Origin of the sequence: Methylorubrum sp. GM97 (genome assembly GCF_024347855.1) — a bacterium.
Lineage (GTDB): Bacteria > Pseudomonadota > Alphaproteobacteria > Rhizobiales > Beijerinckiaceae > Methylobacterium > Methylobacterium extorquens.
In genome coordinates this window covers 59,170-84,694 of sequence record NZ_AP025942.1, presented here as the reverse complement: position 1 = coordinate 84,694, position 25,525 = coordinate 59,170, and the positions used below count along the sequence as shown (strand labels likewise).

Below are 25,525 nucleotides of genomic sequence, written 5' to 3'. Positions count from 1 at the left end.
CATAGGATCAGCCACTTAGTCTTTCGAAGCTCTGGACCCCCGTCTAGGGCTTTTCGTTTCTCGGGCTGTTCTCGGGCTGCGACACCCGAAATCCGTCCGGGCGCGATCCGCCCGGATTCGAGCGCTCGGGCGAACCACCCGGCAGCCTGCGCCATGCCCCGTGTTCCGTTCGAGGTCACGCCCGCGCCGTCGCCCCGGCCGGCTAGGCCCTCCCGCGGGTGCGAGCCCGCCGCCGCCACGGCCGCTGTCAATGTTCGATGAACCAAGGTCCCGATCCCCCGGTGGGCGGCCGGGACGCGGTTAGTCCCTAAGTAAGGTGGCGGACCGAGGTTGTGCACGACGCAACCACTGAGAACCCACAAGATGCCCGACCATGCAAAGATCGCCGACGCCGTCTTCGCGGCCATGACCGACGAGGACAATAAGCACCTCGCCGAGGCCGTCGCGGCAGCCGCCCTCTCGGAGGACGGGGACGGCATGGACACGTTCTATATCAACCTCTCGAACGCTGGGGTCCCGACCCCCGGCCGCGCCGGCGAGCCCGTCACCGAGCGAGACCTGCGCCTGGCCTGCCCTGAGGTTGGAATCACGCCGGCAAGCTCCAGGGCAATCCCGGGGTCGAGGCGCGGCCGAGCGCCGGCAGGGCATGAGGCTGCGTGTCTCACAAAAAAACGCCCACTGCGCCGCCAGCGCGGGAGGGAGGGTGCCTGTGACCGGGCGTCTCGCGAGGCACTCTTAGCCATCTTCGACGTCGATGGTCATGCCGGTCAGCTCGCAACCGATGCCCAGGAGAGCTTCGCGGCGCACCGGCGCGGAGTTGGCCAGCCGTTGGAACCGGCGCGCCGACAACCAGCCCCCATCGAAGACGCGGCGCAACGGCCTGCCCGCCTTCTCGGACTCAAGCCAGTCGTGATCGAGCGGTCATGGCTGCCATCCTGAAGGGCGGTGGAACCTATGCGCTGCGTGTCTCCCAGGTGAGCAAGAAGCCCACGTCACCTGGCATGCCGTCGGGAAAGTTGACGATCACGGCCTTCAGACCGTAGCCGGCCGGCTGCAGGCGGTCCCGCCAGAACTCGAAAGCTTGACGCGGGCGTCCGGTCAGGGTCTCGGGCCAACCGCTCTCGAAATTGTTGATGGCCCGTCCGCCGTCACTGCACATTACGTTCGGGAAACGCATCACGAGAAGTTCGTTCTTGCCCTGCTCGGCCGCGATCCGGAGCTTGTATATGAGCGACGTCATGATCTCGTGCACCTTCTTAGGCGTGACCTCGATGGTCTCGGACAGAGCCTTGATGAGCTCGGCCCGCGCCTCTTCGGCTCGATCCTCGGTCTGCAGGGCCTTCGCGGCCTTCAGTTTGGCCGTATAAGCGCCGAGTTCGGCGGCGGACATGAAGCTCTCGTCGCCAAGCTCGTGTTCGGTCTGTGGATTCGTCTTCAGCGCTTCCATGGCGAACTCCTGTTGTTCATGAGGCCGGTTCGCGCTGGACCTGGGCCAGCGCTTCGCACGTTCCGCGCGCGATCGTCATCTCCTCGTCCGCCGGAATGACCCAGGCAGCGGGACCGGGCCCTCGGGTCACCTGCGGGCCGCCGGAAGCATTGGCCGCCGCGTCGAGTTCGAAACCGGCCCAGGCGGCTCCCCGCAGAACTTCGGCCCGTGTGGCGACGTCGTTCTCACCGATGCCGCCGGTGAAGATGAGGGCGTCCAGGCCGCCGAGTGCCGCCACCAGTGAGCCGAGTTCCCGCTCGATCCGGTAGACGAAGAGGTCGATGGCCCGCTGCGCATCGGGATCGGTCGCCGCGAGGGAACGGAGCCTGCGCATGTCGTGCGACAGTCCGGAGACCCCGAGCAGGCCCGATTGCGTGTAGAGCATCCGCTCTGCCTCGTCCGGGTCGAGCTTCATCTCCCGCATCATGTAGAAGACGACCCCGGCATCGAGGCTACCGCAGCGCGTTCCCATGGGCAGTCCGTCGAGTGCGGAGAAGCCCATCGTGGTCGCGATGCTCCGCCCGCGCTCCAGGGCACACAGGCTGGCGCCATTGCCGAGATGAGCGACGACGACGCGGCCGGTGGCAAGGGCGGGGTCGTACTGCGCCAAGACCGAGGCGATGTGCGCATAGGACAGGCCGTGGAAGCCGTAGCGGCGCACCCCCGCCTCGGTCATCGCGTGCGGTAGGGCAAAAAGCTGTGCGATTTCAGGCTGGTTGCGGTGGAATGCGGTGTCGAAGCAGGCAATCTGGGGGAGGTCCGGGAAACGCCGCCGGAGGATCCGGATCGGCGCCAAGTTGTGCGGCTGATGGAGCGGAGCGAGCGGTACTAGGCGCTCCAGCGCCTCCAGCACCTCCTCGTCCACCCGCACCGGCCTGCTATAGGCCCTTCCACCATGGACGACCCTGTGCCCGGCGGCGGCGAGCCGGAAGCCGCTGCAATGCTCACGCAGCCAAGCCGCCACGTGCAGGAGCGCCTCCTCGTGGCCGGACAGGCTTTCACGGTGGAAGGCTTGGTCGGCAACAACCGTCCCGGCGCTGTCCCGAATCAGCAGGTGGGGCGAACCGCTGAGTTCCTCGAACACACCCTTGAAGATGCGGCGCGGATCCGCGGTCTCGCCGAACGCGAACACTTGGAATTTGAGGCTCGAAGAGCCCGCGTTCAGTACAAGCAGGACCGAGCTCATCGCCTAGACCTCCGGAAGGGGCCGGCAGGCGCGCTGGGCGGCGGCGAACAGTGAGGCGACCGCACAGGAGGCGAGACGCGTGAGCCGAGAGTCGGCCCGGCTCGTCAGGATGATCGGGACCCGAGCCCCAAGCACGATCCCGGCCGCGTCCGCACGGGCCAGGAAGGTCAAGCTCTTGGCCAGCATGTTGCCGGCTTCCAAATCGGGGACCACGAGAACGTTGGCTTGGCCGGCCACCGGTGAATGGATCTTCTTGATCCGAGCCGCTTCGAGGTCGATGGCATTATCGAGGGCAAGAGGGCCGTCCAGGATGCCGCCGGTGATCTGACCCCGGTCGGCCATCTTGCAGAGGGCCGCGGCATCGAGGGTCGACGGCATCTTCGCGTTGATGCTTTCCGTCGCCGACAGGATGGCGACCCGCACCGACTCGACGCCAAGGGCTTGTGCGAGGTCGATGGCGTTCTGCGTGATGTCGCGCTTTTCCTCGAGCGAGGGCGCGATGTTGACCGCGGCGTCCGTAATGATCAGGGGCGTCGCATGGCCCGGCACGTCCATGACGAAGCAGTGGCTGACGCGGCGAGCCGTCCTTAGGCCGCCGTCCCGGCGCACCACCGCAGCCATCAACTCGTCGGTGTGGAGGCTCCCCTTCATGAGGGACTCGGCCTCGCCGGCGCGCACGAGAGCAACGGCCTTCTGAGCGGCCTCGTGGCTGTGAGCGGCGTCGACCAGCCGGAACGCGCCGATATCCGCATCGAGTGCGGCCGCGGCGGCGGCGATCTTTCCCAGTGGGCCCACCAGAATCGGCTCGACGATTCCGAGCGCGGAGGCTTCGAGCGCTGCCCCCAATGTGGCCGCGTCGCAGGGATGGACGACGGCGACCTGAAGCCTCGGCAGCGCCTGGGCAGCCACGATCAGACGGTCATATTTCTCGTGTCCGCGGGTTTCGACCGCTGCCTGTTCGATGGTCGCAATCGACACCCTGGCCTCCTCTGACAGTTCAAGGAAAGGATCCGGAGCGGTCCTGTGCGACGGGCGTAACCTCTCGCACAGGTGCCTCGTCGCCTGCGCCGCGAAGACGAGGACCGCCAACTCATACGCTCTTGGGATCAGGCGGCTTGATCGGACGGGACGGATCGGCGGCCGACGGCGCTGGCCGCGTAGGCGATCCGAATTCTACTCGGACCATCTTCCGGCGTTTGATCATGCACAACGATATGCGGCGCGGCATGTTCTGGGCCACCTCCTCAACAACGGCGCACCCTGTCTTATGGGATGACCTTCATTCTGGCTGAAGAACATTTGTGCATTATTGCCGGGACGGCCGCTTGCAACTCAGATGACGAGCGTCAACTTTCCATCGCAGACGGCGGCGTGACAGCCGACGGCGGCAATCCCGAAAGGAGCGATGCCATGGGAGACCTGTCATGCTACTCGGCCGTCGAGCATCTTTGCGATGGGCGCGCCTTGGAGATCCGCGCGCTTCGGCCGGATGACCGGGAGCGGATGCTGGCAGCCATCGACCACACAAGCGCCCAATCGCTCTATCGCCGCTTCTTCGCTGCGAAGCGCCACTTCACCGACAAGGAGATTGCGTTCTTCCTCAACGTCGACTTCAGGGAGCAGGTGGCCTTGGTCGCGACCGCGGACGAGGATGGCGAACAGGCGATCGTCGGCGGCGCCCGCTATGTCGCGACGCGTCCGGGACAGGCCGAAGTGGCGTTCACCGTGATCGACGAATATCAGCGGCGCGGCATCGGTGCCGCGCTGGTGCGGCACCTCGTGGACATCGCCCGGGCGGCAGGGCTCACGGAACTGACGGCGGAGGTTTTGCCCGACAACGCTCCGATGCTGAAGCTGTTCGAGCGAACCGGACTACCGCTGAGCAGCCGACGCGAGGCGGACGCGGTCCACTTGGTACTTCGGCTAACCTGAGCACGCCTCAAGTCGCGAACCCATGAGATTTGGCACGGATGACCGTCATCACGGGCACGCGACTGCGGGCCCGTGACCGAGAGCGCATTCCGACAAAATGGAAACCGATTCGTCAAAAATGCGCGTCGAAACAGGGGTCCAGAGACGCCGAATCCGGACGCAGTCTCCTGGGCTTGCCCGTCAGTAGGGGCGGCAAGTGCCCGAATACTGGTCGTAGAAGGCGTATCGCCCGCACCCGCCGTAGGTCGAGCCGTAATAACCGGCGGCCGCAGCAGCTCCGACCCCGGCCGCGGCGAGCCCGTATCCGGGACGGTACCCATACCGGCCGTAACCGTAGCGGCCGTAGCCGTAGCCGTAGCGGCCGACCCCTCTGTGACCGTAGCGGCCGACGCGACCATAACCGCCGCGATAGCCGGCCACGCCCCGGCGATAGCCACCGGCCCCACCGCGGAATCCGCCCGCCCGGCCACCGTGAAAGCCGCCGCCATGGATGCCGCCACCCCGGAAGCCTCCGCCTCCGCCGCCACGGAATCCGCGCGCATCTGCCGTGACGCTGGTCAGGATCAGGGCCGCGAAAGCCGCAGACGCAATCAGGAGAGTTTTCATAACGTTGTTTCCTCGCAGGAGGACAACATGGAGGTGAGGCGCATCAGTCCCCGCCGGCGTGACCGGACCCGTGACCTGCTCGGGTCCAGAACTCTGGTCGACCGGTTCGTACTACCGAGTCTGCAGCGTTGCTTGATCCCGGAGGACAGCCGGTGAAACCTGCTCTCCGACGCGGTCGCGGATCACTGGCTTCGTGTATCGCTGCGGCGAGATCCTTCTGGCTGCGCGCTGGTCTCTTCCCGGCCCTGTCGCCCCCAGGAGCAGCTTCCTGCTTTCGGTTCATCGACCGACGTCATCTCTCCAGATAGTTCGGCGAACCCTATTCCACCTGGACGAAGGCGTGCATTGAGATCATCGTCGGCGGCGAACGGACTGCCCGGCTGTTCGCATCCACGCTGCCGACCTCGGCCGCAGAAGGCTGGCCGAGGCCGCGCAACTCAGCGGCTCCCGCAGGAGACGACGGAGCCCCCCCCGGTTTGGCCCCAGTGACCAAACCGGACGCGGAGGAGCGCAGATGACGGGCCTCGAACCGACGACGCGGACCTCCACGACCGACGCGCCGACGAAACTCCGCTCCGACATTCTGGCAGGGCTCACCGCCGCGGCCGTCGTCCTCCCCAAGGCGATGGCTTTTGCCACGGTGGCCGGGCTCCCGGTCGCGGTCGGCCTCTACACCGCCTTCGTTCCCACGCTGATCTATGGCCTCTTGGGCTCATCCCGCGTCCTGAGCGTGAGTTCGACGACGACGCTGGCGATCCTGACAGCCGCCGAAATCGGCAACGTGGTGCCGGATGGCGATCCGGCGCGGCTGGTTGCCACCACAGCGACGCTGACGGCCCTCGTCGGAGCGTTGCTGCTCGCGGCCCGGCTGGTGAAGCTCGGCTTCATCGCCAGCTTCATCTCCGTGCCGGTCCTGACCGGGTTCAAGGCCGGAATCGCCTGCATGATCCTGCTGGACCAAGCTCCCAAGCTCCCAAGCTCCATCCCGCGAAGCAGTCGTTCTTCATCGATCTCGCGAGTCTCGCTCGCCACCTCCCCGAGACGTCGCTGCCGACCCTGGCTGTCGCAGGGGTGACGCTGGCCGTCCTCGTCGGCGCTGAGCGCCTCAGGCCGCATTCGCCGGTTCCGCTGGTCACGGTCGCTGCCGCCATCGCGGCCTCTTGGCTGCTCGGCCTCAACGCATGGGGAGTCGCGACGGTCGGGGAGATCCCGCGGGGGCTCCCCTCCCTGAGCATGCCCGACCTGACGCTTTCCAGGCGCTCCTGCCGGGCGCCATGGGCATCGCCCTGATGAGCTTCACGGAGAGCATCGCCGCGGGCCGGGCCTTCGTGGCTTCAAGAGATCCGCCCATCGATGCCAATCGTGAGCTGGCCGCCACGGGCGCGGCGAATTTGGGGGGAGCCTTGCTCGGGGCAATGCCGGCCGGCGGCGGGGCATCGCAGACCGGGGTCGTGCGGGCCGCCGGAGGCCGGACGCAGGCAGCCTCATTCGTGACGGCCGCGCTTGCCCTCGCGACGATGCTGCTCCTGTCGCCGGTCCTGGGCCTCCTGCCGCAGGCAACCCTCGCGGCGGTCGTGATCGTTTACTCGGCCAGCCTCATCCAGCCGGCAGAGTTCCGGGACATCTTCAAAGTGCGGCGGATGGAGTTCCACTGGGCAATCGTGGCGGGGATCGGGGTGCTCGTCTTCGGGACGCTTCAGGGTATCACCGTCGCCATCGTCCTCTCGCTGGTCGGCCTGGGCCTCCAGACAGCCCATCCCCGCATCTCTGTCATCGCCCGTAAGCACGGCGCGGACGTGCTGCGCCCCCTGTCACCGGAGCACCCCGATGACGAGACGTTCGTTGGCCTCCTGATCCTGCGCCCGGAGGGGCGCCTGTACTTTGCCAACGCGCAGAACGTGGCAGACCGGATTCGGGCGCTCATTGCCGAGCACAAGCCGCGTATCGTCGCCCTCGACCTCAGCCGTGTGCCCGACATCGAGTATTCGGCGCTGCAGATGTTGCGGGATGGGGCACGGCGGACCAGCATGACGTTTTGGCTCGTCGGCCTCAACCCTGACGTCCTGAACATGGTGCGGCGCGCCGGTCTGGATCAAGAACTCGGACCAGACCGCCTGTTGTTCAACGCGCGCACCGCCATCGAGCGCTACAAGGCGCTCCTGGCGTCCTCAGCGCCTAGCTAGAGAGGCTGGCGACCTCGCTGAGTCAGCTGGGATTGTCTCGCGTAGCGTGATCTGATTCCCAGTCGACGGCTGACAGGAGGGGCGAGGGCGTCGCCGTTGTCGTCGGATCGGCGCGGGCCCATCGTGAAGGCCACGGCAGCCGCCACCGGCATGGCGCGCCGCATGGCGGCCGCCGCCGAGTGGCCAGCGTTCATGCGTTGGAATTAGTAGCCGCAGGTGCAGCCCCCGTATCCGTAAGCGGGATAGCTTGAGCCATAGGCGGCGGGAGCGTAGCCACCATAGCCGGCATCGTCGTAGCCGTAGCCGTAGCCGCCGTAATAGTTGCTGGCCGCAGCCCCGACTGCCGTGCCGACCGCGAGACCAGCGAGACCCGCACCGACGCCGTATCCGTAGCCCCGATAGCCGTACCCGCGGTAGCCGTAGCCACGACCACCGTAGAAGCCGCGCCCGCCGTAGAAACCGCCGCGGTAGCCACCGGCCACGCCGCGATAGCCGCCAACGCCGCCGCGCCAGCCGCCAGCGACGGCACCGCCACCGCGAAAGCCGCCACCGCTAAATCCGCCGCCCCGGAATCCGCCGCCAAAGCCGCCGCCGCCGCGGAAACCGCCACCGCCGAAGCCGCCGCCTCGGAAGCCACCGCCGCCAAAGCCACCACGGGCCTCAGCGGTATCCGCGGCAATCAGCGCACCCATTCCGAGTGCTGCCAGCGACACCAAAGCAAGTTTCTGCATCGCATCCTCCATGCTCACACCCACCGAGCCGTATTGGGTGTTTCGACGATCCTCGGATTGCTTGATTTTAGGATCGAGATCATCCGCAGGAGCCAGCCCGATCCTTGTTGGCAGCCGGCGGGATCCGCGACGACGCAGGAGCGCATTCCGACGAGAAGGGAACGGCTCGTCCAAAAACGGCGCCTCTCAACAGCAGTTTGGAGGCGCCGAATGGATGCGATCGGGGCGGATACGGCTCTAATAGGCGTAGTAGGCGGGCCGGTATGGACCGGGCGAATACGGTCCATACGGACCGGATGCCGGCATGCTGGTGCCAACGACCGGGGCAACCGGATCGAAGGGTAGAAGAGCCGCGCTGGCGGACATGAAGCCTGCCAACGCGCGCAGGTCGTCGGGCTGTCGCGGATCACGCGAAATGAATGCCGTCTCGCGCTTGAACCGCAGATTGCAGGCTGGCGACGGTAGGCCGCCGGCAGGAGTGCAGGCGTCGTGGCGCGCGCAGGCGGCATCCAGCGCATCGATCGGCGGCCGCGGCGCGTTATTGCCGAGCCCGCAATAGTTGCCGTGAATGAGGGCCGCTGGCTGGCCCCGGTCAATCGCCGACTGGGCAAGCGCGGGCGAGGCCAGGCACGCGGCAAGTATAAGAGGCGGTAAAATCCTAAGGGTCATGGCTTTTGACCTCGCGACATGTGGGTGCGGCCCGGGGCACGCCGAGATGCCGGTCCGTAGGAACGGCAGGCCCCAGAATACGTCGCTCGGGTCGTATGACAGCCTCGATCGCGTTGCTTGATCCAAGAGGACATTAAGCGAAGTCTTTGCAAACGGATGCTGTGATTTCGGCAGCGTCGTGGAGCATGTGCGGCGAGCCACTGATAGGCTCGGCTTATTCTATCGGTTCCAGGCTTTGTGCTGCTGTTTATCTAGGGGTTGGCGGAAAACCTCCAAATTATGATTGCGGGATCGAAACGGTTTTAAGTTGACGTATGATCTCCAGGGAAAAGGGCCGTAAATCTGAGCAGCAACTGCGCACCGGCAGTTTGGACGCCGTCGCGCTTGCCCACCACCTTGTGAGCACCGTGATTGTTAGGGATCTCCGTATCGCCGGGCTTCAACACAGGTGACAGGCTGTCGGTGACAAAGGCCCGGAAGCGGTCGCCCTTCGTGGCCGCGTCGAGGCAACGTGGGTGGCGTGGAGCCTGCTCGTATTCCGGGCGGTTGCCGTGGCCTTTACGACGGGCGCGTCGATCCGACGACAATGGTGGCGTGATTGAAGTTTGTGCCCGATGGGAATGAAAATAACGCTCTCCCAAGGCAATTCGTATGAAATGATCATTGCAATGTTAAATAATACAAGCCTAAGTACGCAGGCTTGGCCTCGAATCAGGGGGGGCACATCACGTCGTCGTCCGAGAAATCAGGTTCAATTGTGCGCCAACGCCCGCCCGCGGTCGTTGGAGACATCCGATCGCACGAGAGGCCATCTCTCATTGGCTTGACTCGCCCCGGGGTCGCGCAAGCGGTCTACCTCACTCTCGTCGAACTGGGCGCCAATTTGGACGAACTGCTCGCCGAGGCGGGGCTTGATCCTCGGACCTTCGACGGCGGCAGGACCCCTGTCCCATACGCCTCGCTCGGTCGCCTGATCGCTCTGGGAGCCGAGAGGACGGGTTGTCACCATCTCGGGCTCCTTGTCGGACAGCGCGCGACATTGGCCTCGCTCGGGCTGCTTGGCCTGCTCATGCGCCACTCGGACACCATCGGCGGCGCTTTGCGGGCTCTTGAAGCGCATGCTGGTGTGCGGAACTGGGGCGCAGTCGTCGGACTCGATATCGACAGTGAGGTGGCCGTTCTCAGCTACTGCCCTTATGGCTCGGAAGCCGAGAGCACGGCCCTCCAATCAGAGAGGGCACTCGCCACAATTACAAACGTCGTTCGGGCGTTGGGTGGCTCTGATGCGGCTCTATTAGAAGTGCTGTTGCCGCGCTCCGCGCCACGCGACACAGCGCCCTACATTAGCTTCTTTCGGGCGCCCGTGCGGTATGACCAAGAAACGGCCGCGTTGGTATTTCCAACTCTACTCCTTGAACGGCGCATCAAGGGGGCGGACCCGGCGGCCCGCGGGAGAGTTGAGGATCGCATCCGCAAGCTTGAGGCCGAACAGCCTTCCACGCTGAAGGACAAGCTTCGCGAGTACCTCCAAGCCCAGGTGATGCGGCAGCGCTGTAAGGCCGCGCACGTGGCGCGACTGCGACTGGTCCCCCCCCGTACCCTGCGTCGTCGGCTGAAAGCCGAGGGCACGACGTTCAAGCAAATCGCTAACGAAGCGCAGTTCTCAGTCGCCACGCAGCTCCTAGCCAATACCAGAATGAGCATGGCGCAGATCTCGGCGGCCTTGGATTTCTCCGAACCCGCCGCCTTTAGCCATGCGTTCCGCCGATGGTCAGGCTTTGCGCCCAGTACATGGCGGCGGGAGCATCAATCGAAGTGCCTTGGTCGAGAGCAGGACGAAAATTTCTACTCCGCACAGACACAGCAGCCGGTCCGATAGAGCTTACGCAGGAGGTGGTGATGCGAACGGCACGTCTCATGGCTGTCGCAGGACTCGGGCTAAGCCTTGCAGCCTCGGCTGGTATGTCGGACGCGTTGGCAGCAGGACCCGGTTTGTCTGCCTATCAAGGCGCTTGGGTACTGGAAGGGCGCGACTGTGCGGATGTCTTTTCATCCGCGGGCAAAGGTGGGGCGTTCAAGAAGCCGATCGACATTTTCGCTCCGGCCTTCATCGTCTCAGGAAAGCGCCTGAAGACTCCCATGGCGACGTGCAGCATCAAGTCGGTTCGGCCGACCGGGGACCGCCAGCTTCTCGTTCTCGACTGTGCGAACGCCGTGGCGGCCCAGGAGGTCAGGGTTTACATGATGCCTCAGCCGAACGGCCCCCTCAAACGCTATTACAATGAGCAAGACCCGGCGGGCACAGGCTACCAACGCTGCTCGAAATGAGACGCAGCAATGGAAAACGAATTTTATTGAGTTGATCCGCTTCCGTCGATTGAGATCACAGATATCTCTTCCCCTGATCCGCGAAAATGTTGAGCATGGTGGCCTCGAGGCGCAGCAGATCGTCGATTTCACGCCATCGACGATCGGTCTCATGCTAAAATTGCCGCGCGAGCTACAATGCGAAGCTGCGTGGCACACCAATCAATGGTGATGTTCAAGAAATCTCCGTAAAAATTATGTCGTGTCCGAATAGTAACTAGCACATTATAATAGTATCAGTCCGCGCTCGTTGCCCGGCTACTATCCACTTTCAGCAGAAGCCGCCGTCCGATCAGCCAGCGCGGGCCGCTCGGCGCCGACCGCTCACCCCGCCATCGTCACGCAATCTGAGTTGGTGCAACGGCCAAGTTTTGGCTGCCGACTGGGCAGTCACGTTTTCACGAACGCGATGACCGTTTCGATCAAGAAGATCCATCGCGAATGCACTAAATTGCACAAAGTTAACTTGAGTTATTCGAATCGGCTTGGCCCCCGAATAGGAGGATCTTGCGATGTTCTCTTGTGCCGCTTTGGCAACCGGATACCCCAGCCCACCTGAGAACCTGCTTCCTGTCGGCCTGGCGCACCTCAGGGTCGCTCAAGCGATCTACGCCGTCCTGGTTGAACTCGAAGCGGATCCCGACACCCTCATGGTCGAGGCAGGGCTCGATCCGAGGCTCTTCGAGTGTCATGGCAAGCTGGTTCCGTACAGCTCCCTCGGCCGCCTGATTGCCATAGCGGTTGAGCGCACCCGCTGCCCTCATTTGGGGCTCCTCATCGGGCAAAGGACCACCATCACCTCCCTCGGGCTTCTCGGCCTGCTGTTGGGCAACTCGGATACCATCGGCGATGCCTTGCGGGCTCTCGAAGCGTATTTGGGCATGTTGAATCGGGGTGCGGTGGTCGGCCTCGGCATCGACAACGACGTGGCCGTCCTCACCTACTGCCCGTATGAGCCGGGAGCCGAGGGTGCTGTCCATCATTCGGATCGGGCGCTGGCCACAGCGACAAACATCCTTCGGGCGCTGTGCGGGTCTGATTGGGCCCCATTGGAAGTTCTGCTGTCGCGTTCTGCTCCGAGCAGCACGACGCCCTATAGCCAGTTTTTTCGAGCACCCGTCCGGTTCGATCAGGAGACGGCCGCCTTGGTCTTCCCGGCCAGCCTCCTCAGGCGGCGCATCGCTGGAGCCGATCCGGTCCTGCGCCGCAGAGTGGAGGACCGTATCCGCCGGCTTGAATCGGCACGACCCTCCACGCTGAAGGACGGGCTTCGTCAGCACCTGCGCGCCGAGGTGATCCGGAAGCGTTGCGACGTGATGAAGACGGCGCTTCGCCTGTCGCTCGGTCGCCGCACCTTGAGCCGCCGCTTGAGAGCCGAAGGGACAAGCTTCAAGCAGCTTGCCAACGAGGCGCAATTCCGGGTGGCCAAGCGCCTCTTGGCCGATACCAAAATGAGCATGACGGAGATCTCGGCCGTCCTGGACTTCTCGGAGCCCGCCGCCTTCACGCACGCCTTCCGACGCTGGGCAGGCATGACGCCCAGCTCATGGAGGCAGGGAAACCATTCCGAGACGAAGCGCGAGGAACACCAATAAGATCCTCCCCTCCTCGGCAGAAGGCTCGGATAAGGCAGTGCGTTCGTGCCGGTGCCTGTGCGCTCATGATGCCGACGAGCGTGATCAGCGAGCAGGATCTGAGCGTAATCGTCAGGCAGATCCTTCTCATCCTGCCATCCGTCGGGAGATTGGCGCCCAAAGCCTCAATGTACCGATGATATAGAATGATGTAGGAGAGCTTTCCTTCATCTCGATGGACAAGATTTTGCCTCAGGCTGGTTGTTTCATGGTGAAGTCATGATTGAAAAGCCTGGCTTCGAAATTCGCATCACGACCACCGAGACGGGCAGCATCCTCCGCGCGCAGACCGAGCGCGAGGTGGCTACGAAAGCAGAATCCCTGATCCGCAGGGTACATGCGCGCGGCGAGTTGATCGGGTTCAGCATCATGGGGCCGAGCGCGACCGAGATCGGCCGAATCAAGGCCTATCTTGAGGATGTCCTGATCGAGGTTGCACAGCTCAGCATCTGACGACTGCTGGCTTCTCTTAGAGTGCGCCGCATCGTGATTTGTGCCTGTCCTGTCAGATCAAGCGAGGCGCCCGGCCCGGTGCTAGCGTTCTCTGCACCAAACGGTTGATGCGGTACGGACCCACTGCGTCGTCGCACGACCGGATCCGACTTGGCTCACCTCGACTTGGTGTCCTCCGGCTAGGAGACGACCTCATGAAAGCGCTCCTGATCTCATCGGCCGCCTTCGCGGCCCTGATCCTAACCGGTTTGGCGGCCGATGCGCGCGGCTTCCGCGGTGGTGGTGGCGGCTTCCGCGACGGCGGTGGCTTCCGCGGCGGTGGTGGTTTCCACGGTGGCGGTTTCCGCGGCGGAATTGGGCGGCCAGGCTGGGGGGCTGCAGGCCCGATTGCCGGACGCCCCGGTTGGGGGGCGGGACGTCCCATTGCCGGCCGGCCCGGTTGGGGTGGCGGTCGGGTCAGCCGGGGCTACGTTGTCCGTGGCGGCTATGGTTGGGGTGGCTATCGTCCCTATGGCTACGGGCTCGCCGCGGCCGGGGTCGGTGCAGCCGCAGCCGCTGGCTACTACGGGTATCGGAGCGGCTACGGAGGCTGCGGGCCCTACGCCTACTACGATGCGTATACCGGCGCCTGTGCCCCGTATTGAGGCGCCGCGCGTCCGGTCTTTGGCGAAACGACGCGCTACCGCAGCCGGAAGCGTGCGGCATGCTGATGCCCAAGGCCTCCACTCGGAGCAAGCCCGCCGCTTCGCGCCAGAGTCGACCCAGCACCGAAGCGAGGCAGTCAAATGGACGCGATCCTCAAAGCTCGGCGGCAGCCCAAGCGCACGGCGCGGACAGCCGAGCTGACCCTGATCGATGCCTATTGGCGGGCGGCAAACTACTTGTCGGTCGGTCAGATCTACCTCTACGACAACCCGCTACTGGTGGAACGGCTGACCAAGGAGCACATCAAGCCGCGTCTGCTCGGCCACTGGGGAACCACTCCGGGTTTGAATTTCATCTATGTTCATCTGAATCGTCTTATTAAAAAGCATGATCTTGATGTTATATATATTACAGGGCCGGGGCATGGCGGTCCTGCCTTGATCGCCAACGCATACCTCGAGGGGACTTACAGCGAAGTCTATCCGAACATCTCCGCCGATGCTGAGGGCATGAAGCGCCTCTTCAAGCAGTTCTCCTTCCCAGGCGGCATCCCGAGCCATGTGGCTCCTGAAACACCGGGCTCGATGCACGAAGGCGGAGAGCTGGGCTATTCCCTCTCGCACGCCTACGGCGCCGCGTTCGACAACCCCGACCTCATCGTCGCTTGCGTCGTCGGCGATGGCGAGGCCGAGACCGGGCCTCTTGCCACAAGCTGGCATTCGAACAAATTTCTCAACCCGGTGAGCGATGGGACGGTTCTGCCGATCCTGCACCTCAACGGGTACAAGATTGCCAACCCGACTGTACTGGCCAGAATTAGCCACGCGGAGCTTGAACATCTCTTCCGTGGGTACGGGTACACCCCCTACTTCCTGGAAGGACATGATCCGGCCGAGATGCACCAGCGCATGGCCTCCACCATGGATGCTGTCCTGCGGGACATTCGCCGGATCAAGTCGGACGCGCGCGACAAGGGTTTCACGGGCCGGCCGTTCTGGCCGATGATCGTTCTTCGGACGCCAAAAGGATGGACATGTCCGAAGGAAATCGATGGACGGCGCACAGAGGATTACTGGCGCTCGCACCAAGTGCCCATGGGCGAGATGCACGACAATCCCGCCCATGTGCGCATGCTCGAAGACTGGATGCAATCTTATCGGCCCGCCGAGCTCTTCGGCGAAGGCGGCCGACTTCGCTCCGAACTTGCCGAGCTTGCCCCGACGGGCGACCGCCGCATGAGCGCCAATCCGCATACCAATGGAGGCACTCTGCTCCGCGACCTTCGGCTCCCGGATTTTCACGACTATGCAATACCGGTGACCGCCCCCGGTGCCGCCGTCGCCGAGTCCACGCGCGTGATGGGACGCTTCCTGCGCGACGTCATGGACCTGAACGCAGAAGCGCGAAACTTCAGGCTGTTCAGTCCGGACGAGAATAACTCAAATCGCTGGCAGGACGCACTCGAGGTAACCAACCGTGCCTGGGTGGCCGAGACGTATCCGTGGGATGACCACCTCGCGCATGACGGCCGCGTGATGGAGATGCTGAGCGAGCATCAATGTCAGGGCTGGCTCGAAGGCTATCTGCTGACGGGTCGGCACGGCTTCTTCTCGTGCTACGAGGCCTTCATCCACATCATCGACTCGATGTTCAATCAGCACGCCAAGTGGCTGAAGGTCTGCAACCATATTCCGTGGCGACGACCCATTGGGTCATTGAACTACCTTCTCTCCAGCCACGTCTGGCGTCAGGATCACAACGGGTTCAGCCATCAGGACCCAGGCTTCATCGACCATGTCGTGAACAAGAAAGCCGAGGTCGTTCGTGTCTACTTACCGCCGGATGCGAATTGTCTGCTTTCTGTGACCGACCACTGCTTGCGAAGCCGCAACTACGTCAACGTGATCGTCGCGGGTAAACAGCCAGCACCGCAGTGGCTCACGATGGATCAGGCGGTCAAGCACTGCACGGCCGGGCTTGGGATCTGGGAATGGGCGAGCAACGACCGCGGCAGCGAGCCGGACGTCGTGATGGCGTGCTGCGGGGATGTGCCGACCCTTGAGACGCTCGCAGCCGTCGACCTCCTCCGCTGCCATGCGCCGGATCTCAAGGTGCGCGTCATCAACGTCGTGAACCTGATGAAGCTGCAGCCCGACACGGAGCATCCACACGGCCTGTCAGATCAGGATTTCGATGCTCTGTTCACGACGGACAAGCCGGTCGTCTTCGCCTTTCACGGGTATCCGTGGCTCATTCACCGGCTGATTTACCGACGTCACGGACACAGCAACTTCCATGTGCGCGGCTACAAAGAGGAAGGCACGACGAGCACGCCGTTCGACATGTGCGTGATGAACGACATGGATCGGTTCCATCTGGTCAGCGATGTGATCGACCGCGTGCCGGGCCTAGCCGCTCGGGCGGCCTACGCCAAGCAGGCGATCCGGGACAAGCTGATCGACCATCGCGCGTACATTCATCGGCACGGGGACGACATGCCGGAAGTATCCGGCTGGTCCTGGAGCCCGATGGCGACGACGCGCGGTCTCGGCTCGACGGAGAGTGACAATGTGTGAGGAGGGGCGCTTCGACCGGCGTCGTGCGTTTTGAGACCGGCTCTCCTCGCGGCGATCTTCGACGTGGACGGTGTGCTGGTGGACTCGCCGCACGAGCGCGCGTGGCGCGAGGCGCTCACAGGGTTCGCCGACCCGGCAGGCTTCACCACGTCGTTCTATCAAGCCAACGTCGCCGGCAAGCCGCGCCTCGAAGGCGCTCGGGAGGCTCTGGAGCGGCTTGGCGGACCTGAAGCCGCCGCCCGGACCGCAGAGTACGCGGACAGGAAGCAGGCTCTCATCGACCAGCTGATCGAGGCGGGTAGCTTCGAGGTGTTTCCGGACGCCCTTCGCTTCGCCTCCGCCCTGAAGTCGGCCGGGCTACGGTTGGCGCTGGCCTCCTCGTCGAAAAACGCCGCCGCCATGCTGTCCCAGCTGAAGCTGCCGGATGGGCGCACGCTCCTGTCGCTGTTCGACGCCGACCTGAGTGGCCGTGACGTGCCGAGGGGCAAGCCGGATCCCGCGCTGTTCCTGCTCGCAGCCGAAGCTCTGAACACATCGCCGTTGCACTGCGTCGTCATCGAAGACGCACCTGCCGGCATCACGGCGGCGCGGGCGGGCGGGATGACCGCGCTCGGGATTGCCCGCCTCGGCGACGAAGCCCTGCTGCGCGAAGCGGGCGCCGATCTCGTCGTGACGAGCCTCGACCAAGTTGAAATCGCCGCCCTTGGCGCGGGTACGCTGCGCGCCCGAGCCGTCACGGAGCCCGTTGTAGATGCTTGAGGTGCTTCGACCGACACAGGAGCCCGGCTGGGTTCTCACGCACGAAGGCTACAGCGTGCTTACGGAGAGCGCGGTCGAGTCCCGCTTTGCCCTCGGCAACGGCTTCCTCGGCATGCGTGCCGCGCGCTCGACGGGCCGAGGGCCGACCTGGGTGAGCTGGCTCGGCTACATCCGATGGGCCTCTTGGCCGCGCTGCTACGTCGCCGGGCTGTTCGACATGCCCAACACCGAGCCGCCTGTGCCGGCGCTCGTGCCCGTCGCCGATTGGTCGCGGATCCGCCTCATCCTCGATGGGGAGCCGCTGGTGGCGCGCGAAGGCGAGATTCTTCATGGCATGCGGCGGCTCGACATGCGGCGCGGCGTGCTTCTCTCCGAATGGACGCATCGGACACCGGCGCGGGTGACTGCGAAGGGCCACGAACTGCGCCTCCTGTCGCTGGCGGACCGATCGGTGGGACTCCAGCTTCAGCAGATCGTGCTGGACCGCGACGACATCGACGTCCGCCTTGAAGCGAGCTTCGGGCTAGCCGGCGTCGGTATGGAGCCGGTGCGTCTCGAAAACGACCTCGGCGCGTGGCGGACCGAGGGGACCGGTAAGGTCGTCGCGATGGCGGGTGCCGCATCGTTGCATCTTGATGGCGCCTTAACCGACCCCGAGCGCCCATTTCCGCTGCGTTGGATCTGGCGTTGGCGCTCGAAGGCTGGCCAGGTGGCGCAATTCGCCCGCCTCGTCTCCGTCGCTCGCGCCGACCGGTCGGAACCCGATCCTGCGCCCCGCGCCGCGGCGGCGCTCGCGCGCAGCACATCGGTGGGCTGGCGCGCGATCCTCAAGGCTCATGAATCCGCCTGGGATGCACACTGGAGCGACAGCGGCATCGTCATCGACGGCGACGATGACCTGCAGCGCGCGCTGCGGTTTGCCGTGTACCACCTGACGAGCGCCGCGAACCCGAGCGACGACCGGGTTTCGATCGGTGCGCGCGCGCTGACCGGCGATGCCTATTTCGGCCACGTCTTCTGGGACACCGAGATCTATCTTCTGCCGTTCTACACCGCGGTCTGGCCGGAAGCGGCGCGCGCGCTGCTGATGTACCGGTTCCATACGCTGCCCGGAGCACGGGCCAAGGCGACGCTCGGCGGCTGGCGAGGCGCGCTCTATCCATGGGAATCGGCCGACACCGGCGAGGAGACCACGCCGGACTCGGTGCTGGGGCCTGACGGGAAGCCGATTGAGATCCTGACTGGCAAGATGGAGCACCACATCAGCGCCGACGTCGCCTATGCGGTGTGGCAGTACTGGCGTGCCACCGGCGACGACGATTTCTTCCGCGATGCGGGGGCGGAAATCCTCCTCGAGACGGCGCGTTTCTGGGCGTCCCGAGCCGTCGCCGAAGCGGATGGCCGACGCCACATCCGCCATGTGATCGGGCCGGACGAGTACCATGAGGATGTCGACGACAACGCCTTCACCAACGTGATGGCGCGGTGGAACATCGGCTGCGCCCTGGAGGCGCTCGAGCTGTTGCGCGAGGGTTGGCCGGACCGTGCCCAGGCGCTTCGAGACAAGCTCGCGCTCGACGACCAGGAACTCGATGACTGGCGGGACGCGGTCGCGCGGATCGTCACCGGCCTCGACCCCGCGACCGGACTGTACGAGCAGTTCGCCGGCTTCCACGGACTCAAGCAGCTGAACGTCGCGGACTATGTCGACCATGCACTGCCGATCGATGTGGTCATCGGCCGGGAGCAGACGCAAAGCTCGCAAGTGATCAAGCAAGCCGACGTCGTCGCGTTGATCGCCTTGTTGCCCCAAGAATTTCTCGGACAGGGAGCGGAGATCAATTTCCGCCATTACGAGCCACGCTGTGCCCATGGCAGCTCCTTGAGCGCCGCGATGCATGCCCGCGTGGCCGCGCGTCTGGGCGCCTCGGACACGGCTCTTCGATACATGCGCGAGACCGCGTCTCTCGACCTCGATCTCGATCCGAACAGCGCCGGCGGCGTTCGGATCGCCGGACTTGGCGGGTTGTGGCAGGCGGCGATCCTGGGCATCGCCGGCCTGAACTTAGCGGGCGACACGCTGGAGCTCGATCCCAAGCTGCCGCCTGAGTGGGATACCCTTTCGTTCAAAGTCTGGTGGAGGGGTCGATCCGTCGGGCTCAGCGTCAGCCGCCCTCTGCTGGAGGCCAGGCTGATGGACGGAGACGGGATGGACGTCACGGTCGCGGGCGTGACGCAGCACCTGACATCTCGATCGCCACTGCGATTTGAGCTGTAGTCGAAGGCGTCTCGTGACGTGCCGGGCGCCGATGGCACGCTCTACGGCGCCAAGCCACTCAGCTGCCGTAAGCCGACGAGGCCGCCGCGCTCGCGTCGTATCCGACCTGATGGCATCAGGCCGGCGTCTCTCGATCTTCGTTTCAACACGCTTTCCTTCGCCGGACCGGCGTCCACTTCATCGGAAAGCGCTCTAGCACCGAGAGGCCCCGGGGCTTGGCTGCCAAGCCGAACCCTCACACGCTGCGATGTCTTCCGCAATAAAAGTGCATGCCCCTACGCTGCACCGGTAGACAGTCAACCAGAAAGAGAGAGAAGGCCGATGATCTGCACACTGAGTACTTTGACGATGGTCATTGAAGGAAAGATCATCGCGTAACATATATCCGGCCGGTCAGTTGGCGCGATGCGCAACGAATAGGCCAGAATGGCAGGGTTGCCGGTGGCACCGCAGGCCACACCGAGCAGGTCGTCGTACGGGATTTTGAGCAGGTAGAAGCCAACGAGCAATACGATTGCGACCGTGGTCAGCAGCACCGCCACGCCGATCAGCAGCATCAGAGGCCCGGTCTGCACTACCGTGGTGACGAAAGCCTGACCGGAATTGATCCCGACCGTCGCCAGAAACAGCGTCAGACCGAAATTCCGCAGCACGATATTGGCGGGCAGCGGCATGACCCAGCTGAGCGGCCCAGTGCGCCGAAGCCTGCCGAGAATCAGCGCCACAATGAGGGGGCCACCGCCGATGCCGAGCGTGACGGTGCCCACGCCCGGGACGGGGATCGGCAAGAGGCCGAGAAGGACGCCGAGCACCATGCCGAGGCCGACGGAGACATAGCTGAATTCCGCGGCTGATTTCAGGGTATCCCCAAAATGCGCCCGGGCGGCAACCACTTGCCCGGGTGCCACAATGACGCCGACCCGGTCGCCCAACTCCAGCATCAAGTCCGGCGAGGGCATGAGGTCCACGTCATAGCGTCGGACATGCAGAATGCGGATCGATACATCCGGCGGCATGGGCAGGTCGGCCAATCTCACGCTGGTCAGGGCCGACTTCGAGACGAAGAAGCGCTGGTAGGTGATATCGCTTCGATCCTTGGCAAGTCTGCCCTGGTCGATGTGTCCGAGCGCCGTGGCGACCTCGTCCAACGCCGCGGCGCGATCGGCCGCAATCAGAAGCGCGTCACCGGCATGCAGTTCGAGGTCTGGATCCGGCAGCCGGTTATGATGCTCCTGCCGCACGCCGGCAATCTGCACGCCAGCCGGAAGCGTCGCCATGACGGCGCCGAGCGTCGCGCCAGAGGACGGCAGGCGTTCGAGTGTCACTTCGCCGAGGTGGAAGCGCGATGGCTTCGGCGGAAAGACCGGCTTCGCTCGGCGCGTCATGAAATAGAGGCAGAGGATCGGGCCGATCACGCCGAACGGATACGAGACCGAGTAGCCGACGGATGGGTCCCGGTTCCCAATCGTGTCGAGTGCGGCTTGAAGCGCAGCGGTGCTGACCATTGAACCGGCGAAAATGCCGAGGGTATGGCCGAGTTTCACATCGAAAATAGCGCCGAGGCCGAGCGCCACCAGCAGGCTGGCGACGACTGCGACGGTCGCGAGCACGTTATAGATACGCCCAGGCCCCGACAGACCCTCGAAGAATTGGCGCCCGTAAAGAATCCCGATCGCGTAGAGGAACATGATCAGCCCGACCAAACCGAGCGGACCGGTGATTTGGGCCTTCGGGGCGAGGGCACCGATCAGCAAGCCGACGAAGAGCACGGCCGCCACGCCGAGGGAAAAGTTCAGGATACTGATTTGCCCCACCGCATAACCGAGGCCGATGGCGAGGAAGAGTGCGAGGATCGGCTGCGTCCCGACCAGCTCGCTGACTGAGGCCATCATGGAAGGACTCCCACTTCAGTGCGCGCCTCGCTGATACCGAGGATCCCAGTATTGTCCCGCACCTGTCATTTGCTCGACGGGTCGGCGCCGACCCATCGCTCGATGAGACGGCCCGTTGACCATGATCGGTTCAAGGCCTTGTCAGGCCGACTCATTCGACTTTTAAGCGTCCGCCCGCCCCTGACCGGTCGGGCGCGTGATCACCGGCTCCGCGGAGGAAAGAACGAGATCCTCGCCAACATGCGAGAACTCCAGCCGCTCTCCGCTGAGAAGAGTGTAAATGACAGAGTTGGGATCAACCTCGATCCGAAACCTCTGTCCTCTTACGGTCAGGACAAGACTCAGGTGGGACCACTCCTTCGGGAGGACAGGATTGAACGAAATGCACCCCTTGCTGTCGCGAAGTCCCGCGAAGCCGTAGACGAGGGCAAGCCACGTGCCGCCGATTGCGGCGACGTGAGCGCCGTTCATCATATTCCCGCCGATATCCGACATATCCATTGCCGCGGCGAATTTGAAATATTCGATTGCTTTATGCCGCAGGCCGATTTCATTCGCTACAACACTCTGAATGCAAACAGATAAAGATGAATCGTGTGTGGTAATTGGATCGTAGTATTCGAAGTTTCGTCTTTTCTCTTCGTGGGTAAAGTGCTCATTGAGCAAAAACATGGCCATCACGGTATCGGCCTGCTTGATGACCTGCGACCTGTAGAGATTCAAGGGGTGATAGTACAGTAGGAGTGGATATTTGTTTTCTGGAGTTGCCGCAAAATCCCATTTCTCGAGATCCAGAAAATCGTCATCCTGAGGATGAATCTTCAAACGCTCGTCATAGGGCAAGTACATCCTTTCGGATGCGTCTTCCCAATCGGCCAGTTCGGAACTGTCCAAACCAGTGCGTTGGGCCAATGCATCAAATCGATCGGGGTGCATGCGCTTGAGATCGCGAACCACCTGGGCGGCGTAGCGCAAGTTTTCTCGTGCCATCAGGTTCGTGAAACAGTTATTGTTCACGATGGCGGTATATTCATCCGGTCCAGTCACACCGTTGATACAAAATTTTCCTCCTTTCGACTCGGAGAAGAAGCCGAGATCGAACCACAGGCGGGCAGTCTCCGTTAGAATTTCCGCGCCATAGCTCCAGAGGAATTCATTGTCGCCGGTAACATTCACATATTTTTGCAGGGCGTACGCGATATCAGCATTGATGTGATATTGAGCCGTTCCCGCAGCATAATATGCCGACGCTTCGTCGCCGTTGATGGTTCGCCAGGGAAAGGTCGCCCCACGGTGACCCAATTCGCGCGCGCGCGCCCGCGCCTTGTCCAGCATGTCGTAGCGAAATTTTAGAACACTACGCGCGATTGCTGGATTCGTATAAATCAGGAATGGCAGCACGTATATTTCCGTGTCCCAGAAATAGTGCCCCTCATAAGTCCTTCCGGTCAAACCTCGGGCGCCGATTCCGTGCCCCTCCGATCGCTCCGAAGCTTGCAGCAGCTGAAAGAGGTTCCAGCGGATCGTCTGCTGAGTTCTCGGATTATCACCCTCAACCGCAACATCGGCTCGCGCCCAAAATCGTTCGACATCGCTCCTTTGACGCTCGACGATTTCCTGAAATCCACTCTTGAGCGCTCGGTCCAGGGTTAGGGCGGTTTGGAACAAGATCCGCGCCGGAGCAGAGTTGTCTGAATAATGATAGCTCAAATATTTATAAATCACGATCGGCTTGTTTCGCGCAAGCTTACAGCGGATCGTTACGGCAGCAAAATCGTCGCTGCAAACCTGCTCTGTGAGATATGAGCTCTCCGAGGAGACCGCGTGGTCCATCCCACAGCCGAGGTGAAACCCGGAGCTTTCAGTCCGGTAACCCAACATGGCGCGCATCCCCTCGGCTTGAAATCCCGTGGGGTGCAGGACACGCCCGGCAAGGCTCGCCGCGAGGCGGGGGTCCGCGATGTCGGCCGTCGATGACGGAGCGTTTTCGAGTTCCGAGGAGATCGCGATCTCGACGTCGGCATCTTCTGCCGTGAGGACGAACGCGATGGCAGCGAGGTGTCGATGCGCGAGGGAGACAAGACGCACCGTCCGCATATGCAGGCGCGTGCCCGCCGGCGAAGCCCAGCGAACATCTCTGTTCAGCGTGCCGGCTCGCAGATCGAGGCTCCGCCGATATGACAGGATCTCGGCTTGCGGAACGACGAACGGCTCGTCTTCGACGAAGAGCTTCAGGGCCGTACCGCTCGGGCAGTTCAAGATGCTCTGGCCCACGGTTGGGAAGCCGTAGGCATGCTCACCGTAGGAAATCGGGCGGTGTTCGTAGAAGCCGCTCAGATAGGTGCCGGCCTCTTGAACCGGAGTACCTTCCTCTACTGAACCGCGGATGCCCAGATACCCGTTGGACAGGGCAAACATCGTCTCGGCTTGGCCCGTCAATTCTTGCGCCAGACGTGCGTCGTATTGGACGGCCTCAAATGCCCAGGGGTTTGGCGGAAAAATATCTTCGGGTGGAACATAGCGCGGGCGCAGCATCGGTCATCCTTGCAAGCGTCTCGGAGCTGCAACTTCGTTTGTGAGAGGGTGGCCCGCCTCGAGTTCAGAGATGCTTTTGAGCGTCGTGCCGAGGATCGTCTCCAGCGCTTCCTGGGTGAAGAACGCTTGGTGTCCCGTAACGATGACATTGGGGAACGAGATGAGGCGTTGGATGACGTCGTCCGGGATCACAGTGCTCGAAAGATCTCTGTAGAACAGCTCTGCCTCTTGCTCGTAGACGTCGATCGCCAGCCCGCCCAACCGGCCGGATTTAAGTGCATCGATCGCCGCGTCGGTATCGATCAAGCCGCCGCGGCTCGTATTGATTAGCAGTGCGCCCTTCTTCACGCGCCCAAGCGTTCGCGCATCGACGATGTGATAGGTTTCGGGCGTCAAGGGGCAATGCATGGAGATGACGTCCGCCTCTTCAACGCCCGCAGCGTCGACATAGCGTCCGCCAATTCTTTCAAATTCGGGCGACCGGTGCACGTCGAACCCGATTACCCGGCATCCGAAGCCAGCCATGATCCGTCCGAAGATGGTCCCGATCTTTCCGGTGCCGATCACTGCCACGGTACGATCGACAAGGTCGAACCCCATGAGACCATCAAGTCTGAAGTTCCCCTCGCGCGTCCGATTGTAGGCACGGTGGACCTTGCGATTGAGCGCCAGCAGCAATCCGACTGCAAATTCGGCAACGGAGTTCGGAGAATAGTTGACGACGCGCACGACTCGAACTCCGAATTCATCCGCGGCCTCCAAGTCGATGTGGTTGAAGCCCGTGCATCGCGTTGCGACCAGCTTCGTTCCCCCCTGGGCGAGCTGCCTCAAAACATCGCGGTTGACGCTATCGTTGACGAAGACGCTGACTGCGGTGAACCCAGCCGCCAGTGAGGCCGTCCCTGGTTCGAGCAAGGCATCGAAATACGTGAGGTCATGCTCCTGGCCGACGTTCAGATCATCGAGAAGCGCGCGCTCGTAGTTTTTCGCACTGAACACTGCAACTCGCATGCTTATGCCTCCTTTTGCATGTTCCGGTGCCATAACTAATTGATAAATCCATTTTCAGACTTCCAATCAATTCGGAGACATTGTGTTCCTATAGTTGTCCGCGCAGTCTCCTGCGCCACCAGTCAGGATCCGGAGGCTGCCCGTCGGCGTGCAAAGTGATGAAATTCGCAAATCGAATGGAGATTTGTAAAAAACATCTGTTGGACCGGTTGCCTAGCGCTACTGCCACAGCCTCCGCGAGGCAGGAGCCTCCGCGGCACCGTCCACGGCAAGAAACGGATTGTCTCCTTTTGCAGCCTCATTTTATGGTGTGCAAAATTCTACGCTTGATCAGTCGGGACATTTGACCGGGACTGTGCCATCTCGCCCTGGCTCAGCAAAACGGTCCGCGCCCGGCGCAAGGTTTCGGCACTCTGAACCCTGAAGGAGGGCGGATGCCATGCCTCGCAAGCTCTTCACGACTGCGCCGATCGACTTTGCCCTACGGCAGGCTTCAAAACCGTGCGACGGTGGACGAGGTCTGCTGGGAGATGGTCTGACCGAGGTTACACAGCTCGGTATCTGACCGCGGCCGTCCGAAGG

At 63.3% G+C, this 25,525-nt stretch carries 21 protein-coding genes and 1 pseudogene; 13 read left to right on the top strand and 9 right to left on the bottom strand.

Annotated elements, in window-relative coordinates; translation table 11 throughout:
- Positions 1–363: 363 nt before the first annotated feature.
- A complete protein-coding gene (locus MSPGM_RS00385; protein ID WP_209688123.1) occupies positions 364–939 on the top strand; it encodes a hypothetical protein in 576 nt (191 codons plus the stop codon).
- A gap of 13 nt (positions 940–952) precedes the next feature.
- Here MSPGM_RS00385 and MSPGM_RS00380 read toward each other — a convergent pair whose 3' ends face one another.
- From MSPGM_RS00380 to MSPGM_RS00370, 3 genes are read right to left on the bottom strand one after another with little or no spacing between them, the layout of a single operon-like run.
- Positions 953–1,447, bottom strand: coding sequence for a hypothetical protein (locus MSPGM_RS00380; protein ID WP_015950086.1), 495 nt, complete (start codon positions 1,445–1,447; stop codon positions 953–955).
- Positions 1,448–1,463: 16 nt separating this feature from the next.
- Positions 1,464–2,672, bottom strand: a complete 1,209-nt coding sequence (locus MSPGM_RS00375; protein WP_209688124.1) for an acetate/propionate family kinase — start codon at positions 2,670–2,672, stop codon at positions 1,464–1,466.
- Positions 2,673–2,675: 3 nt separating this feature from the next.
- Positions 2,676–3,650, bottom strand: coding sequence for a phosphate acetyltransferase (locus MSPGM_RS00370; RefSeq protein ID WP_209688697.1), 975 nt, complete (start codon positions 3,648–3,650; stop codon positions 2,676–2,678).
- 432 nt (positions 3,651–4,082) lie between these two features.
- Between MSPGM_RS00370 and MSPGM_RS00365 the strand changes: the two genes are divergently transcribed.
- Complete coding sequence (locus tag MSPGM_RS00365) at positions 4,083–4,604, top strand: GNAT family N-acetyltransferase (RefSeq protein ID WP_209688698.1); 522 nt, start codon at positions 4,083–4,085, stop codon at positions 4,602–4,604.
- A 180-nt stretch (positions 4,605–4,784) separates the two neighbouring features.
- Here MSPGM_RS00365 and MSPGM_RS00360 read toward each other — a convergent pair whose 3' ends face one another.
- Positions 4,785–5,210, bottom strand: coding sequence for a hypothetical protein (locus MSPGM_RS00360; RefSeq protein WP_012251874.1), 426 nt, complete (start codon positions 5,208–5,210; stop codon positions 4,785–4,787).
- A gap of 514 nt (positions 5,211–5,724) precedes the next feature.
- On the opposite strand from MSPGM_RS00360, the pseudogene MSPGM_RS00355 reads away from it, so the two are divergent.
- Positions 5,725–6,814: pseudogene (locus MSPGM_RS00355) on the top strand (SulP family inorganic anion transporter); the annotation flags it as partial.
- Between the two features lie 36 nt (positions 6,815–6,850).
- On the top strand, positions 6,851–7,393 hold the full coding sequence (locus MSPGM_RS25455; protein ID WP_410007719.1) for an STAS domain-containing protein: 543 nt from the start codon (positions 6,851–6,853) through the stop codon (positions 7,391–7,393).
- Positions 7,394–7,596: 203 nt separating this feature from the next.
- Here the strand turns inward: MSPGM_RS25455 and MSPGM_RS00350 are convergent, their stop codons facing one another.
- Both MSPGM_RS00350 and MSPGM_RS00345 read right to left on the bottom strand, forming a co-directional pair.
- Positions 7,597–8,124, bottom strand: a complete 528-nt coding sequence (locus MSPGM_RS00350) for a hypothetical protein (protein WP_246687771.1) — start codon at positions 8,122–8,124, stop codon at positions 7,597–7,599.
- Between the two features lie 237 nt (positions 8,125–8,361).
- Positions 8,362–8,793 (bottom strand): hypothetical protein, encoded by a 432-nt coding sequence (locus MSPGM_RS00345; protein ID WP_015950079.1) that lies wholly within the window; start codon positions 8,791–8,793, stop codon positions 8,362–8,364.
- A gap of 757 nt (positions 8,794–9,550) precedes the next feature.
- On the opposite strand from MSPGM_RS00345, the gene MSPGM_RS00340 reads away from it, so the two are divergent.
- The 9 genes from MSPGM_RS00340 to MSPGM_RS00300 all read left to right on the top strand — a co-directional run bounded on the left by MSPGM_RS00340 (position 9,551) and on the right by MSPGM_RS00300 (position 19,505).
- Positions 9,551–10,672, top strand: coding sequence for a helix-turn-helix transcriptional regulator (locus MSPGM_RS00340; RefSeq protein WP_209688699.1), 1,122 nt, complete (start codon positions 9,551–9,553; stop codon positions 10,670–10,672).
- A 20-nt stretch (positions 10,673–10,692) separates the two neighbouring features.
- On the top strand, positions 10,693–11,121 hold the full coding sequence (locus MSPGM_RS00335; protein ID WP_261926063.1) for a hypothetical protein: 429 nt from the start codon (positions 10,693–10,695) through the stop codon (positions 11,119–11,121).
- Positions 11,075–11,332 carry a hypothetical protein gene (locus MSPGM_RS00330; RefSeq protein WP_261926429.1) on the top strand — a complete coding sequence of 86 codons (258 nt, stop codon included), beginning with the start codon at positions 11,075–11,077 and terminating at the stop codon, positions 11,330–11,332. The genes MSPGM_RS00335 and MSPGM_RS00330 overlap by 47 nt, the downstream gene beginning before the upstream one ends.
- A gap of 340 nt (positions 11,333–11,672) precedes the next feature.
- Positions 11,673–12,755, top strand: coding sequence for an AraC family transcriptional regulator (locus MSPGM_RS00325; RefSeq protein ID WP_209688126.1), 1,083 nt, complete (start codon positions 11,673–11,675; stop codon positions 12,753–12,755).
- Positions 12,756–13,013: 258 nt separating this feature from the next.
- On the top strand, positions 13,014–13,247 hold the full coding sequence (locus tag MSPGM_RS00320) for a hypothetical protein (protein ID WP_015950075.1): 234 nt from the start codon (positions 13,014–13,016) through the stop codon (positions 13,245–13,247).
- Positions 13,248–13,441: 194 nt separating this feature from the next.
- Positions 13,442–13,891 carry a hypothetical protein gene (locus MSPGM_RS00315; protein ID WP_209688127.1) on the top strand — a complete coding sequence of 150 codons (450 nt, stop codon included), beginning with the start codon at positions 13,442–13,444 and terminating at the stop codon, positions 13,889–13,891.
- 141 nt (positions 13,892–14,032) lie between these two features.
- On the top strand, positions 14,033–16,468 hold the full coding sequence (locus MSPGM_RS00310; RefSeq protein ID WP_209688128.1) for a phosphoketolase: 2,436 nt from the start codon (positions 14,033–14,035) through the stop codon (positions 16,466–16,468).
- A 30-nt stretch (positions 16,469–16,498) separates the two neighbouring features.
- Positions 16,499–17,227 (top strand): HAD family hydrolase, encoded by a 729-nt coding sequence (locus MSPGM_RS00305; protein WP_209688129.1) that lies wholly within the window; start codon positions 16,499–16,501, stop codon positions 17,225–17,227.
- A complete protein-coding gene (locus MSPGM_RS00300; RefSeq protein ID WP_209688130.1) occupies positions 17,220–19,505 on the top strand; it encodes a glycoside hydrolase family 65 protein in 2,286 nt (761 codons plus the stop codon). Before MSPGM_RS00305 ends, MSPGM_RS00300 begins: the two co-directional genes overlap by 8 nt.
- 296 nt (positions 19,506–19,801) lie before the next feature.
- Here MSPGM_RS00300 and MSPGM_RS00295 read toward each other — a convergent pair whose 3' ends face one another.
- The 3 genes from MSPGM_RS00295 to MSPGM_RS00285 form a co-directional block, all read right to left on the bottom strand.
- Positions 19,802–21,394: an aspartate:alanine exchanger family transporter gene (locus MSPGM_RS00295; protein ID WP_261926062.1), complete on the bottom strand. Its 1,593-nt coding sequence runs from the start codon at positions 21,392–21,394 to the stop codon at positions 19,802–19,804.
- 165 nt (positions 21,395–21,559) lie between these two features.
- Positions 21,560–23,932: a glycoside hydrolase family 65 protein gene (locus MSPGM_RS00290; protein ID WP_261926061.1), complete on the bottom strand. Its 2,373-nt coding sequence runs from the start codon at positions 23,930–23,932 to the stop codon at positions 21,560–21,562.
- A 3-nt stretch (positions 23,933–23,935) separates the two neighbouring features.
- Entirely contained in the window at positions 23,936–24,943 is a 1,008-nt protein-coding gene (locus MSPGM_RS00285; RefSeq protein ID WP_209688133.1) for a 2-hydroxyacid dehydrogenase, read from the bottom strand.
- Positions 24,944–25,525: the final 582 nt, after the last annotated feature.